The 1,229-nt window shown below is 38.6% G+C and carries 1 protein-coding gene; it reads right to left on the minus strand.

The window, feature by feature from the left end:
* A partial coding sequence (locus tag ACFIL8_RS06145; protein ID WP_375689144.1) for an L-lactate dehydrogenase occupies positions 1-708 on the minus strand: 708 nt, incomplete at its 3' end.
* Positions 709-1,229 lie beyond the last annotated feature (521 nt).

The raw sequence follows: 1,229 nt of genomic DNA on the forward strand, positions 1-1,229 counted from the left end.
ATCATGCCAACCAATTGATGGATCAAAATTTGCACCAAGCCAACCAACGTAATCATCCAATGCAATTTTCTTTTTGAGATAAGCAGAGACATTTCCAAGATCATGAGGGCGCCCCATAACACCAACCTTCCAAGCCCAATATGGATGAGTCAAAGCTTGTAAAAAACGACGTAAACCAGCATAAGGACCAGACATTCCTGAATGCGCATCACGATAACGTGCACCAGGAATTGGCATATCAACTGTAAAAACCAACGTGCGTACACCAGCCAACCAAGCCCGTTCTAGTGCATCACGCATGAAACCGCGATCTTTGAGAACATAAAGTTGAAACCAAAATGCACCTCCAACCGCTTCTTGCACTTCCGCAATAGGACAAACTGAAACAGAGGATAGAGTAAAAGGAATCCCTTTTGCCGCTGCGGCACGCGCTGCTTTTACCTCTCCACGACGTGCATACATGCCCGTTAGCCCAACAGGCGCAAGTACAATCGGTAAATCAAGTGTCTGATCAAAAAGCTTGATTGAAAGATCAACTTCACCAACTTGCCTTAGAATCCTTTGACGCAATGCAAGTGCTTGAAGATCTGTACAATTACGTCGCATCGTTTCTTCAGCATAAGCCCCACCATCAATATAGTGAAAAAGAAAGGGAGGAAGACGACGCTTTGCTGCCTTACGATAATCAAGTGTTGAAGAAATAATCATTGATGGCACCATTGTTCCTAAATGAAAAGAGAAAACATCCTAAAACGCATAAAAGCGAATCCATGTACCTACCTATTCGCTATTCTCCCAAAGCACTCTATTGAATAGATAGAAGCAACAGAGACTGCAACTTTCTAAAAAAACTAATTGATAAAAACAACGTCTTTATTGCTCTTATCCAAATTTAAAATCTCACAGTATGAAGTATCATTAATAACGTATCTACTCATATATTCTTCATGTGCAATTAAAATGTTATACTCTCTTTAAAGCAATCCCTCTTCGAAAGCGATTGCTCCGTAGCTTAATTAGTCATAATTTAAAGTCGCTTCTCCCTCCAAAGATCCTTACATTATCAGTTATTAAGAATATAGAGTGTCATTAAGTATAAATCATAATCTCCTCCAAAAGATGAAAAAATCCTTTATTAATACTGGAAATAAAGCTGTCGCATACATGCAGAAATCTTCTTATATCAATATTCAAAACTGAGATCTGTTACTTATTCATGAAAGTTTATA

It is taken from the genome of Bartonella sp. AP57NXGY (assembly GCF_042195805.1).
Lineage (GTDB): Bacteria > Pseudomonadota > Alphaproteobacteria > Rhizobiales > Rhizobiaceae > Bartonella.